The following is a 13042-nucleotide window of genomic DNA, read 5'->3' on the forward strand; positions in this document are numbered from 1 at the left end:
CTAACGGGTTCGCCTTTGAAGTGGATATCTGTTTATGGGCGGATAGCCAAATTGAGGAAATCACACACTAACATTCGCTCCGGTCGTACTACGTATAAAGTGCCTCTTCAACTTTTCATAATCGATTTGCCAAACTGTAGTAGCAAGCTTACACTTAACTTGCTTCATACCAATCCGTTGTGCAAATTGAGCGCCATCTTCTGTGACTGTTTCCATCCAAACACCGCGAATTTCTTTTCCCCAGCTGTCAATCTCCTCAAAGTACGAATTCATCAACAATGACACAACACCTGTATGCCTATTGCTGCTTCTTACTACAATGCACGAAAGAAATAATTGCAACGGCCAATTGGCTTGATCTGGGGATTGGATGTCTTCCGCTTTTAAATCATGGTCATTGAATCCCCCGTGCGATACCGCTTTCGCGACTGATGGTACAACGGGGAATAGATTCATGAATCCAGCAATGTCCCCAGCGGCTTCAACCACTTTAACAGAAAACGGATGCGCTTCATACCAGCGCATCGCCTCTTCTGCCGGCGCGATAAATTCCTCACTGTAAAACATCCGTTCCATCTGTTCCATTTCCAAAAAGTCCTGGAATGTAAGATCTGTTTTCAATCTCATTGTGCTAACCACATTTCATAATACTCATCCAGTTTTTCTTGAAGTGATGAAATTTCCACTAAAATCGTTTCATATCTTTCCCATTCTTTTTCAAGTTCAGCTTCCACTTTTAAGGACGCGATTCGTGATTCAAGCTTAGCGATTTCGGATTCAGATACTGTTGATATCGGATCATCTTTTTCTTTGCTGTCCGATACTTTTTTCTCTTGAACTGTTTCAATCACAGGCAGATGACCGTACAATTCATTCCACTTATTGCGCGCCCAGTCATATGGTCCTTCAAAGGTTGTAAGCGTACCGTTCTCCAGCCAAACCGTCCTTGTAAACAACTTGTTCAAGAAGTAGCGGTCATGCGATACGGCAATAATCGTACCTGAAAAGTCTTCGAGTGCATCCTCCAATACTTCACGCGACTCGATATCCAAGTGGTTGGTCGGTTCGTCCAGCATTAATAGGTTCACGTCCTGGTGCATAAGTTGGGCCAATCGCAAACGCATCCGCTCTCCTCCACTCAAATCGGAAATCCTTTTGAAAACATCAGGGCCGTAGAACATGAATTTCGCCAGGATATGCCGGGCTTCCCCTTCTGCCACACTTACTTCATCCCGAAATACATCAATGAGGCGCGCCTTCGGATTCGTAATAGTAAAGTGTTGTGAGAGGAAACCGATTTTCACACTGCTCCCCAACTTACATTTACCAGAGTCGATCGGCATTTCTCCCAATAACATTTTTAGAATCGTCGACTTACCAGTCCCGTTACGACCGACAATTGCCGCCCGGTCTTTCCACGTAATGAGTAAATCGGCATCTGATAATAGACGTTTTTCTCCGAATGATTTACTCACACCCTCCAAAACAGCGACCTCTTTGCCGCTCCGTGGTGCAGCTTCAAAGGACAATGCCATCTTTTGAGGGTCGATGAGTGGTTTCCGGATTTTCTCCATCCGCTCCAACGCTTTTTCCATACTGCTTGCACGTCGATGTAGTCCTGCATTCGGTGGATTTGCTTCATTCGCCCATTGGCGCAAGCGTTTGATCGTCTCACGCATCTTCTTGATTTTCTTCTGCTGTTCCTCATAGTCCTGGAATTCCCGCATGAGGCGTTCTTCCTTCTCAATCAGGAACTTACTGTAGTTCCCATGATAGAGGTGGAGTTCCCCTTCTTCTAAATCAGCAATCTTCGTAACGACACGGTCAAGGAAATAGCGATCATGCGAGACGATTACGACTGTCCCCGGATAGTCCGTTAAATACGCTTCCAGCCATTCAACAGCAAACAAATCCAAATGGTTCGTCGGCTCATCAAGCAATAGCAAATCCGGTTTCGTTAAAAGCAACTTGCCGAGCATAATTTTCGTCTGCTCGCCGCCGCTTAATGAATTGAAACTTTGTTGAACAAAACTATTCAGTTGCAAGCCGTTAATCACTTTGTCAATCTCAGAGTCCATAATATAGCCATCACGGTTTACGAAATCTTCTTGTAAATCACCGTACTGCCGCAGCAGTTTCTCCATCTCATCGGGACCAGCTGAAGCCATTTTCCCTTCAAGCTCAACCATTCTCTCTTGAATTTTCTTTAACTCGTCAAAGGCGCTCTCCAAGACATCCATTCCGGTCTTCTCCGCATCCATGGAAGGAATCTGAGCTAAGTACCCGATTTTTGTTCCTTTTTTAAAGTGAATCGAACCTACATCCGGTTGTTCAATCCCCGCTATTAAAGTAAATAGTGTCGTCTTCCCGCTTCCGTTCCGTCCGACGACCCCTAATTTGTCACCCGTTTTTATTTCCAATGAAAGATCTTCAAAAATGGTGTTGCCACCAAGCATTTTACTTATATGTTGTATTGTGCAAATCATCAACTTTTCCTCCTGATCGGTTTGCACAGCTCGTTTTAGCATATAAAAAAAGAGACCGCCTTAGCGATCTCCTCCTTTTAAATGTAAGGAATGAATGCTAAACAGCTGTGATTTTCTCATGAAATTGCTTAAAAAAGGACAGACCTATCCCGTTAGTAGAAATTTCATGAGTAATCGCACATGAAATGGAAAGAAAATCCAATAGTGTTTCACGCGCATTCACAGTGTCCAACATCATTCCTCACCTCCGTTCGTTTTATGTAAGATTATTCTAACACGTGTAAAAAGTTTGGGCAATTTAATTATTTGATTGTTTCAATCTAAAATATTCAGTAAGTGGGAGCTTCCTGCCTTCTCGATTCCACTTATGATATTCCGCAAAAACCTTGTTTATATCGTGATTTGCCCAATCTTCCACCAATTCCTTTACCTTCAAATAACTCCGCCAGTAATCGAACATGATGCTCGACAAACTGCCAAAATAAGACTCGCTGCCAAAGTCATCGAGTGAGTGGTTTCCGTATTGATCGTAGAATTCTTGAACTAATGCCGTTTCCACCTGTGTAATTTCATCGAATTCACTTTCATTCAACAACAGCTTACGAGGTAGATAAAAACACATCCCTTCTTCAAACCAGATGCTATTGTTCCGTTCATCCCCGAACTCATCAATAAACCAATCTGAGTGATGCGTAAGCTCGTGAGCAAGGATGACCAGTAATTCACTCTCTAAGTTCTTCTCATAGAATTTGTCGATCTCCGGAAGATCCTTTCCATCCAACTGTTTACTGAAAATACGTTTCCACGCCTCCAAGTCTGGCGTGATATATATGAAATTTTCGTTTGTATAGGCAGGAATCGGAATCTCTGAAAAGACCGAAGTGGCCAATTCCTCCGACGTCCAAATTACGCCTTTCGGCAATTCGGTCAGTGCATAATTTTCTATCAATAATTGCTGATATTCCGTCAATCGATCGGATAGCCGACTAATCAGTTCTTCATGTAGAGCAAATTCCTCCTTCGTTTCAAAAGCCAAGATTTTCCTCATTCTCTTCCACAACTCCATTCTTTTTTCTTTCAAGCTTAGCAGATTTTTTCTTCCCTAACGTCAAACACACTTGCAGTATTCGTACGATAAGTTAATCAAAAATCACCAAAACGAGGCACAGCGTGAAGTCACCGGAAACTGGACTTGGCTCATTCCGCCAATGGCCCCAGCTACCACACTAATCTCCCACAAACCCTATCCGAATAAGAAATTAAAACCATGCTTTAGCCATCAATCAGAACCTTAGAACTTTACATCAATAATCAATCAATCAGAACCTTACACTTTACTTGAATAATCAATAAAACAGCAACAGGAAAATGCCCCGGTAATCTTTATACCGGGGCATTTCAAGTTACTCTTCAAACGGCCATTTCGGCAGCATGTTGTTGAGCGGTTTATCTTCACGATAACCCAATGCATATTCAGCTTGCATAATTGTATGGATCTCACGTGTTCCTTCGTAAATGACCGGTGCTTTGGAATTCCGCAAGAAACGTGCTACTGGATACTCATCGGAATATCCATAAGCGCCATGGATTTGGACGGCATCATCCGCCGCTTGGTTCGCGAAGTCGCAAGCTTGCCATTTGGCAAGGGAGGTTTCACGCGTATTGCGGACTCCTTTATTTTTCAATTCACCCACGCGGTAAACTAAGAGGCGGCTCATTTGAAGACCTGCTTCCATTTTGGCTATCATCTGCTGGACAAGCTGATGACGGCCGATCGGTTGGCCGAATGTCTGGCGTTCATTCGCATATTTGACGCTTTCCTCCAAACAAGCCATTATGAGTCCAGCTGCTCCTGCCGCTACTGTAAAACGACCGTTGTCGAGTGCTGACATGGCAATCTTAAAGCCTTCCCCTTCTTCTCCAAGGCGGTTAGCGGCCGGAACACGCATATTATCAAAGAACAATTCACCTGTGTTCCCTGCACGAATCCCGTATTTTCCTTTGATCGCTTTGGAAGAAAAACCTGGCATTGTCCGTTCCACGATGAAGGCACTGATTCCGTGATGCTTTTTGGATTTATCCGTATAAGCGAAAACGATGAAATGGTCCGCTACATCACAAAGTGATATCCACGTTTTTTGCCCATTCAGGATATAGTCATCGCCGTCTCGGACAGCAGTTGTCGCCATTGCCGCTACATCCGAACCAGCTCCCGGTTCCGTCAAGCCGAATGCCCCTATTTTTTCTCCTAACGCTTGAGGAGTTAAATATTTTTGTTTCTGTTCTTCCGTTCCCCATTGCATCAACGTCATGGAGTTGAGCCCGATATGAACCGAAACGGCTGTACGGAAGGCTGTATCTCCTCGTTCTAATTCCTCACAAACGATGGCCAATGAGTTGTAATCCATTCCGCTGCCACCATATTTTTCAGGAACACAGACACCCATGAGGCCAAGATCTGCAAGCCTCTTCCAAATAATCGGGTCGAATCCGCCTTTTGCATCCCACTCCCCGATATGAGGCAGAATTTCATCGTTCACGAATTGGCGGACCGTTTTCCGGAGAAGTTGCTGCTCTTCGGTAAAATCGAAATTCATTTTCCTATCTCCCTTTAACTCGGTCAAGCCATGACCGAATCCTCAATGATCTTTTCTTTAATTTCTACTCCGCGTGCAGCCATTTCCTTAATATATAAGTCACCTGGAACAATCGTTTCAGGAACGTGTACCCCACGTTTTTGAATAACGCCGTTTCCAATCATCTGCGCAACAACCGAAATCGTATTAGCAGTAGCACGCGCCATAGCTGTTACATTTGTATCCATGTCTTTCAAAGTAATCAAATCGTATTCATACGTCTCTTCTTTTCCGGCTTTCAATCCGGAAACGATGACGCGAAGAACGACTGCGTCCTGTTTATCGCCCAACAACAGTTGAGGAGTCAATACCTCTTTCATCACATCACGGACACGCACTTCTGTTCCGTTCACTGTCACTTTGTTGTCACGCTGAAGCAGGCCCAAGTCGACGAGAAGCTGGAATTTCTCAGCATGCCCTTGGTAACGGACTGTCTTGTACTCAAGCGTTTCAATGTTCGGGAATGTTTTGGTCAGAGTGGATGTACCGCCTGACGTATGGAACGCCTCCAATTCACCGAATCCATCGAAATCAATAGCCTCGATTTCAGATAACGATTCCACTTCTTCCAGTTTTCCATTCCGTAGTACATGGGACGGATCTGTGTAATGATCGAATACCCCTTCAAGGGAGAACACGATATTGTAATTAAACGGTGGTTCTGGTTTGACCGGAATTCCTCCTACGTAAAGTCGAATCGCCTTTACTTCATCAAGCTTGCTTGCTCCGTATCCGGAAAGAATATTAATCATTCCCGGTGCAACGCCCAAGTCCGGAATTAAGGTTACGCCTTTAGCTACCGCTTCATCATGAAGACCTAACACGGCGTCAGTCGCACCGCCGATATGTCCTCCTAAGTCTACGGAATGCACGCCGATCTCGACCGCAGTACGCGCGACCTTCTCATTGAACGTATAGAATAATGCATTGATCACGACGTCCCCTTTGCCCATCACTTCCTTAAGTTGGGCATCGTCGTTTGCATCCAATTTTAGAACTTCAATCTTATCGGAACCCAACCGGTCGACAAATGCGTTAGCCTGGCCGGTATTCATATCACATAGAAAAACCTTTTCCACCTTTTCGCTTTTCACTAAATCCCGAGCAGCTTCTTTCCCCATAAGGCCTGCGCCTAATACTGTCACTTTCATATGAAAATCCCCTTTGTGAGTAGATTATTCCGTGTCGATTTGCGCCCGTTGCAATTTACCGCTGAAGTCTACGTAAACGCTCTTCCATTCTGTGTATACGTCAAGTGCCGCTACGCCAGAGTCACGGTGTCCGTTTCCAGTCCCCTTCGTTCCGCCGAACGGTAAGTGAATCTCTGCTCCTGTTGTACCAGCGTTTACGTATACGATCCCTGTATCAAGGTCACGTTGGGCTTTAAATACCCGATTGACATCACGTGTAAAGATCGAGCTGGATAGGCCATATTTAACACTGTTATTCACTTCGATCGCTTCTTCCAAGCTGCCCACTTCAATTAGTGAGACGACCGGTCCGAAAATCTCCTCTTGTGCGATTCGAGCATTTGCGGGCACATCCGTGAATAACGTCGGCTCGTAATAGCAACCTTTGTCATAAGGAGAATCAGTCATGATCTGCCCACCAGTGAGCAACTTTGCTTCCCCTTGTCCGATTTCCACATAGCTATGGATTTTTTCCAAAGCGGCTTTATTGATGACCGGACCAACTTTAACGGATTCGTCCAAGCCATCCCCGATCGTCAACTGTTTCATCGCTTCTAATAGGCGGGTTTCCAGTTCTGCTTTCACGTCCTTATGAACAATAACCCGGCTGCATGCCGTACATCTTTGACCTGCAGTTCCGAATGCGCTCCAAAGAATTCCTTCTACCGCCAAATTTAAATCTGCATCATCCATGACGATAACTGCGTTCTTCCCACCCATTTCAAGCGAAACTTTCTTTAGGTGGCGGCCGCCCAACTCAGCTACTTTGCTTCCAGTGTCCGTTGAACCTGTAAACGAGATGACTTTAACATCCGGATGTTCAATCATGGCAGTTCCAACTTCTGAACCGGAACCGAATACGATATTCGCAACCCCTGCCGGGAAACCAACCTCATCAAAGATCTTTGCCATTTCATAGGCCAGCATCGGCGTTTCAGTTGCAGGCTTCCAGATGAACGTATTTCCCGCAACGATCGCCGGGAAAGACTTCCACGTTGCGATTGCTACCGGGAAGTTCCAAGGGGTAATTAATCCGACTACCCCAATCGGCGCACGCACACTCATTGCAAATTTATCAGCCAGTTCGGATGGCGTCGTTTCCCCAAATAGGCGGCGGCCTTCCCCTGCCATGTAATACGCCATGTCAATCCCTTCTTGCACTTCACCGCGCGCTTCCTCGATCACTTTTCCCATTTCCTTTGTGAGCACCTGAGCCAAATGCTCTTTTCGTTCTTTCATCACACGTCCAATTTCATATAAGTAGTCCGCCCGTTTCGGTGCAGGAACGAGCGCCCATTTCTTTTGGGCTTCCTTCGCTGCTTTAACAGCAGCTTCCACATCTTCCTTAGTTGATAACTGTACCTGCGCCAGCTCTTCGCCATTTGCAGGATTCAGGACCGCTGCATAGTTAGCGTTTGAAGGCTCTTGCCATGAACCTCCGTAGTAGTTATGTAGTTTCATGCAAACATTCCCCTTTCTGTAATGAAACCGTTTTCACTCTTCTAATTCGACACAGACCTGTTTATTCCTCTAGGAATACGGAAAATTCTGCAAATCTATTAATGAAACTTTCCTGCCCAATTATCGTATGCTTAAGAGGTTAAAAACTTTTCTATTAGGAGGAAAATTTACAATGAACAATCATGAAATTGACTTCAAACTGCATGGAGACGATATGCAATTCGTAGAGGTGGAACTGGATCCAGATGAAACCGTCATCGCAGAAGCGGGAAGTTTAATGATGATGGAGGAAGGAATTTCAATGGAAACCATTTTCGGCGATGGTTCCAGTTCTTCAGGCGGCGGTGGACTGATGGGGAAATTGATGGGTGCTGGTAAACGGTTAATTACAGGTGAAAGTTTGTTCATGACGACCTTTACAAACACAAGCTATGGCAAAAAGCACGTATCGTTCGCCTCCCCTTACCCAGGCAAAATCATTCCAATGGATTTAAGTGAGTATGGCGGCAAAATTGTCTGCCAGAAAGACGCATTTCTTGCTGCAGCGAAAGGTGTTTCAGTAGGTGTTGAATTCCAGCGGAAAATCGGTGCCGGTTTCTTCGGTGGTGAAGGATTCATCATGCAGAAGCTCGAAGGAGACGGTATGGCATTCGTTCACGCTGGCGGTACGATCATTAAGAAAGACCTACAACCAGGTGAAGTGCTTCGTGTAGATACGGGTTGTTTAGTAGCTATGACAAAAGAAGTGGATTACAACATCGAAATGGTAAAGGGTGTGAAGACTGCTCTATTTGGCGGTGAAGGACTGTTCTTCGCAACACTTCGTGGACCTGGATCAGTCTGGATCCAATCATTGCCGTTCAGCCGTTTAGCAAGCCGTGTCTTTGCCGCTGCACCACAAACTCCAGGTGGCGGTTCTCAAGGTGAAGGCAGCATTGCCGGTGGATTATTTGATTTGTTAGGTGGAAAATAAAGTGAATGGGCTGTTTCCAGGGATGTTTCCTTGGAAACAGCTTTTTTGTTGTAATCAGCAAAGGTTTTGCTTCCTTGCCAAAAATGGTTGGAAACTTTGACCGTTTGGTTGGAATCTTTCGCTGTTTGGTTGGAATCTAAACGATTTCGTTGGAAACTTTCACTGTTTGGTTGGAAACTAATCCATTTTCATTGGAAACCTACCAAATTCCTCAAAATAAATAAACGATTCCGTATTGTAAAAGGAATCACATCATTTACCCTGAAAATAACAATAGTTTTTTCTCCAACTCAAAATGGTTGGAAACTTTGACTGTTTGGTTGGAATCTTTCGCTGTTTGGTTGGAAAGTTTCGCTGTTTGGTTGGAATCTAAACGATTTCGTTGGAAACTTTCACTATTTCGTTGGAAACTAATCCATTTTCATTGGAAACCGACCAAATTCCTCAAAATAAAATCCCGATTCCAAATTGGAACCGGGATTTTCCCATTCAAACTAGTTTCCTCATTCTCCATAAGAAGAACAATGTCGGCAAAATTAAAACAGCTGATGTAGCAATGCCCCCGCTGATTGAAGTGTACAATGCAATCAAACCAACTAACGGTCCACCCGCTACTTGCCCTAATGCATCTAATTGTCCGAACATCGACAATGCGGTTGCTCGCCCTTTCGATTCCAATCGTTCATTCGTCATGACGCTCATAAGTGGATAATTGACATTACGCATGGCAGCAATTACCCAGTATAAAAGTACGGCTACGATGAATTGGCCGGTAAAGGCGAAGATTAACATCGAGACCGTCAACACCCCGTTCGTGATAAACAATACAGTAGCATACCGCTTTTTCACACGAAGCTCTACGATTTTCAACACCACTATATTCAGCAAAAATGCCACTGCGTAAAACGCACCGAACCAATAGATCGACTGTTCTTCAGGTAGGTTAAATCCTTCGATAAACTGGGCGCCCCATAACCGGTCGAACCCCTCGCTCGCAAGACCCCATAGAAGTGTGATGAAAGCAATGCTTACTAACACCGTATTCCCTTTTATGTGGGTTACGCCGCCTTTAATCGCCGTCATCATTTGTGTGAGACCAGATACCCCCTCACTTGAAGACGAAACGAACTTTGTTTCCGGCATAATAACAAACGCAATAATTGCTAACAAAATCAGTAATCCGCCGGCAATTAAGATCGTTGCCTGAACCGAAAAGACTGTAGCAAGAAGGACACTCACAAGGATGCCCGTAAATCTACCGAATGAACTGAACTGTGCTCCCTTCAGAAACACTCTGTCCAATCCCTTCCCTTCCAACTCATCAGCAATCCATGCCTGTTCAGCTCCGCTGATAAACGTCCAGCCGAGCCCCCATAGTGCAGATCCAGCGGCAATCGCCCAAAATACAGGGAAGCTTCCTTCCAACAAATGAGCAAAGCCTAATATAGTCATCCCGATGATCAGAGACCGTTTCCGACCGAAGAAGTCAGCGACCAATCCTGTCGGCATTTCAAAAAGCAGGACCGAGACTTCCATGATTGTTCCGATGAGTACCAATTCCAAAGGATTTAAGCCTGCGTTGGAGACATAGTAAATGGCATTCAGTGTAAACACCATTTGAATGATGAATGAGCGTGAGCTTGTTACCAAATAATAAATATTTCTAATAGACAATGTTGTTTCCTCCGATTTAAAAGATTCTTATGAATCAAATCGGAGAATAAGTGAATTATGCCAACATACCCTCCGATTTGAACGTGAGTACCAATGTTGTGCTTTTCATATTCATCTCTCCCTTAAGTAAACTGAATTAAGTATAAGTTTTAACGACTTTGCTGTCACTACATATTTTGTACTGTTGCAAACGTTTTCTATTAAGCGCAAAATATGAAGTAAGATTTATAGAAAGAGTGAAAATTATGCCACTTCAACGAAGAATTTTCATATATGGAGCTGTTTTTGTCTCGATGGTCTCTATCATTATCGGCATTTCCTTTTACTTCACCATGTCAGATGCCATCGAGCAGCAGATCGGAAATCGGGCACTGAATATCGCAGTGACGACTGCCAACCGTCCCGATATTAAAGCAGGTTTTGAAGCAGAAGATCCGCATCAGGCGCTCCAACCGATCGCTGAATCGATACGTAAGGAAGTAGATGCCGAATATGTGGTGATCGGAAACCATGAAGGGATCCGTTATGCACACCCCATACTCGACCGAATCGGCCAAAAAATGGTTGGGGATGACAATGAACGTGCACTTTTAAAAGGAGAGGCCTATGTTTCAAAGGCGGTCGGTTCCTTAGGTCCTGCCCTCCGGGGTAAGTCACCGGTTTTTAATGACGATGGGGAAATTATTGGCGTCATTTCTGTCGGGTTTTTGATGGAGGATATTTCTACAATCTTTTATGAATACACAGACAATATTGCTTTCATCGTTCTGTTGGCCATCGGCTTAGGTATAATCGGTTCCACCATCCTCTCCCGGAATATAAAAAAAGTCATGTTCGGATTGGAACCGAAGGAAATCGCGAATCTCTTTACGGAGCGAAGTGCCTTAATCGAATCAGTTCGTGAAGGAATTATAATGGTGAACGCAGAAGGCACGATTACTATGTTAAACCCTGCGGCTTATGAGGCTCTTTCGTTTCCGGAAAGTAAAACGCTTGTCGGCCGTTCCATTTTAGAGGTTCTGCCGAATTCGCAACTTCCACAAGTGTTGCAAACTGGTGAACGCCATCACGATAGACCAATGATCATACGAGGCAAGAAAACAATCGTTAACCGAATCCCTATTATGGTGAACGATAAAATTGCCGGGGCTGTCTCGAGTTTTCGACTTCAGTCAGATATTGATCAGGTAGCGATGGAGCTTTCGCAGGTAAAAAAATACACGGAAGCTCTTCGCGCTCAAACTCACGAGTATAAAAACTTTCTGTATACGATTTCCGGTTTAATCCAGCTACAGTCTTATGATGAAGCATTGCAGCTCATCCATAGTGAAACAGCAGCACACCAATCGTTGATTCAATTCATCACTAAACGTCTGCAGGACCCTTATTTAGGCGGTATAGTTGTTGGGTTATTTAATCGGGCAAATGAGTTGAATGTACAATTCATCTTAGATGAGGATAGTCACCTGATGAATTTGCCTTCACATTTAGAGAAGAACTTATTTGTCTCGATTATCGGAAATTTAGTCACCAATGCATTTGAAGCAGTTGAAAGCTTACCGGAAGAAGACCGAAAAGTACGGGTGTTCATCTTGGATAACGGAGAAGAAATCTTATTGGAAGTTGAAGATTCAGGTCCTGGTATAGCAGCAGAATCACTTCCTCATTTATTCAAACGAAAATTCTCGACAAAAGAAAAAGGCAGAGGGTTCGGTCTTACAAAAATACATGAAAATGTTCAGGATTTGTCAGGGACTATCTATCTTGAGAAGGGGGATTTAGGCGGCGCCTTATTCATCATCTCGATTCCGAAAGGGGGAATCTTCCATGGAACAGACAATTGAAGTACTAATTGTAGAAGATGATAAACGAATTGCGGAAATCCACAAACGATTCATCGAGAAATTGGACGGTTTCAAAGTGGCGGGAACCGCTCACACTGGGGACGAAGCAAAACTTTGGATTTCGTCACTCAAGCCGGACTTAGTTTTACTCGACGTCTATTTGCCGGATATGCTCGGTACGGATGTTTTAAAGAACATTATGACTGAAAGTCCTGAAACAGATGTGATTTTCATTACTGCAGCGGCTGAAGCCGAGATCGTCAAGAAAGCATTCAAGAGCGGTGTAGCCGATTATATTCTGAAACCTTTGACCTTCGATAAGTTTAAGGAAAGCCTACTTTCTTATAAAAGAAAATGGGATGCTTTAAATAATTCTGACGTTTTAGAGGAGGAATCGATTCAATTCTTGTGGAATAAAGGAAAGACATCCTCTTTTCTACAAGAGGATTCCCTACCGAAAGGTATTGATCCGATTACGACCGATAAAGTATTAAGAAGTCTCCAGTCCGCAGCAAAAGGAGTTACAGCTGAAAAGTTAGGTAGTACTATCGGTGTCAGCCGCTCCACAGCACGGCGTTACTTGGAATACTTAGTAACTGAAAAGAAGGCTCACGCAGAATTGATTTACGGTACAATCGGCCGGCCCGAGCGAAGATACTTTCCAAAAGGAACATCGTGAACAATATGAACAAAATGATTTAAATGGTTTTTAATGAACTTATGATTTAAAACATTGAATCTAAAAAACTTTCTGATAGATTAAAGACAGCGTTATGAA

General features: G+C 44.0%; 12 protein-coding genes. 4 read left to right on the forward strand and 8 right to left on the reverse strand.

Annotated features, from left to right (window positions below; translation table 11 throughout):
- Positions 1 to 60: 60 nt before the first annotated feature.
- From ACFOZY_RS10185 to ACFOZY_RS10200, 4 genes are all read right to left on the reverse strand, one after another.
- Complete coding sequence (locus ACFOZY_RS10185; protein WP_378155009.1) at positions 61 to 627, reverse strand: hypothetical protein; 567 nt, start codon at positions 625 to 627, stop codon at positions 61 to 63.
- A complete protein-coding gene (gene abc-f / locus ACFOZY_RS10190) occupies positions 624 to 2486 on the reverse strand; it encodes a ribosomal protection-like ABC-F family protein (protein ID WP_378155011.1) in 1863 nt (620 codons plus the stop codon). Before abc-f ends, ACFOZY_RS10185 begins: the two co-directional genes overlap by 4 nt.
- A 97-nt stretch (positions 2487 to 2583) precedes the next feature.
- Positions 2584 to 2724: an RAxF-45 family protein gene (locus ACFOZY_RS10195; protein WP_378155013.1), complete on the reverse strand. Its 141-nt coding sequence runs from the start codon at positions 2722 to 2724 to the stop codon at positions 2584 to 2586.
- Positions 2725 to 2784: 60 nt separating this feature from the next.
- Positions 2785 to 3534: a hypothetical protein gene (locus ACFOZY_RS10200; RefSeq protein WP_378155016.1), complete on the reverse strand. Its 750-nt coding sequence runs from the start codon at positions 3532 to 3534 to the stop codon at positions 2785 to 2787.
- A 70-nt stretch (positions 3535 to 3604) separates the two neighbouring features.
- Between ACFOZY_RS10200 and ACFOZY_RS10205 the strand changes: the two genes are divergently transcribed.
- Complete coding sequence (locus ACFOZY_RS10205; RefSeq protein WP_378155018.1) at positions 3605 to 3781, forward strand: nitric oxide synthase oxygenase; 177 nt, start codon at positions 3605 to 3607, stop codon at positions 3779 to 3781.
- 108 nt (positions 3782 to 3889) lie between these two features.
- Here the strand turns inward: ACFOZY_RS10205 and ACFOZY_RS10210 are convergent, their stop codons facing one another.
- Genes ACFOZY_RS10210 through ACFOZY_RS10220 form a run of 3 tightly spaced genes read right to left on the reverse strand, consistent with a single transcriptional unit; the run spans position 3890 to position 7773 of the window.
- Positions 3890 to 5083: an acyl-CoA dehydrogenase family protein gene (locus ACFOZY_RS10210; protein WP_378155021.1), complete on the reverse strand. Its 1194-nt coding sequence runs from the start codon at positions 5081 to 5083 to the stop codon at positions 3890 to 3892.
- Positions 5084 to 5106: 23 nt separating this feature from the next.
- Positions 5107 to 6273 carry a saccharopine dehydrogenase family protein gene (locus tag ACFOZY_RS10215; protein WP_378155024.1) on the reverse strand — a complete coding sequence of 389 codons (1167 nt, stop codon included), beginning with the start codon at positions 6271 to 6273 and terminating at the stop codon, positions 5107 to 5109.
- A 24-nt stretch (positions 6274 to 6297) separates the two neighbouring features.
- Entirely contained in the window at positions 6298 to 7773 is a 1476-nt protein-coding gene (locus ACFOZY_RS10220) for an aldehyde dehydrogenase family protein (protein WP_378155027.1), read from the reverse strand.
- A gap of 172 nt (positions 7774 to 7945) precedes the next feature.
- Between ACFOZY_RS10220 and ACFOZY_RS10225 the strand changes: the two genes are divergently transcribed.
- Positions 7946 to 8746, forward strand: coding sequence for a TIGR00266 family protein (locus ACFOZY_RS10225; RefSeq protein WP_378155029.1), 801 nt, complete (start codon positions 7946 to 7948; stop codon positions 8744 to 8746).
- Positions 8747 to 9235: 489 nt separating this feature from the next.
- On the opposite strand, the gene ACFOZY_RS10230 is transcribed toward ACFOZY_RS10225, so the two are convergent.
- Positions 9236 to 10420: an MFS transporter gene (locus tag ACFOZY_RS10230; RefSeq protein ID WP_378155031.1), complete on the reverse strand. Its 1185-nt coding sequence runs from the start codon at positions 10418 to 10420 to the stop codon at positions 9236 to 9238.
- Positions 10421 to 10665: 245 nt separating this feature from the next.
- Here ACFOZY_RS10230 and ACFOZY_RS10235 point away from each other — a divergent pair, with 245 nt between their 5' ends.
- Complete coding sequence (locus tag ACFOZY_RS10235; protein WP_378155033.1) at positions 10666 to 12264, forward strand: ATP-binding protein; 1599 nt, start codon at positions 10666 to 10668, stop codon at positions 12262 to 12264.
- Positions 12248 to 12943 carry a response regulator gene (locus ACFOZY_RS10240; protein ID WP_378155035.1) on the forward strand — a complete coding sequence of 232 codons (696 nt, stop codon included), beginning with the start codon at positions 12248 to 12250 and terminating at the stop codon, positions 12941 to 12943. The genes ACFOZY_RS10235 and ACFOZY_RS10240 overlap by 17 nt, the downstream gene beginning before the upstream one ends.
- The last annotated feature ends 99 nt before the right edge of the window (positions 12944 to 13042 follow it).

Source organism: Chungangia koreensis, assembly GCF_042651785.1.
Lineage (GTDB): Bacteria > Bacillota > Bacilli > Bacillales_A > Planococcaceae > Chungangia > Chungangia koreensis.